Below are 228 nucleotides of genomic sequence, written 5' to 3'. Positions count from 1 at the left end.
GATGCCGTTCTTGTTGGTGGTTATATGCGCGCGGCCCAGAGCCTTGTCGCCGATGTTGCCGGTCCCGCCCTTGGGACGCAGGTCCACCAGCATCACCTGGGTGTCGGTGCCACCGGTGACGATGTCCAGACCGCCCTTGATCAGATCATCCGACAGGGCCACCGCATTGGCACGCACCTGCTTCTGGTAGTATTTGAACGCGGGCTTCAGCGCTTCGCCAAAGGCGGC

At 62.7% G+C, this 228-nt stretch carries 1 pseudogene; it reads right to left on the bottom strand.

Annotated elements, in window-relative coordinates:
• Positions 1-228, bottom strand: a pseudogene (gene glyA, locus R0J92_RS27650) (serine hydroxymethyltransferase); the annotation flags it as partial.

Source organism: Tritonibacter sp. SIMBA_163 (genome assembly GCF_046535935.1).
In the GTDB taxonomy this organism is placed as follows: Bacteria; Pseudomonadota; Alphaproteobacteria; order Rhodobacterales; family Rhodobacteraceae; genus Epibacterium; species Epibacterium scottomollicae.
Note: the sequence above shows the minus strand (reverse complement) of the source record. Positions and strands in the feature narration are given on the sequence as shown.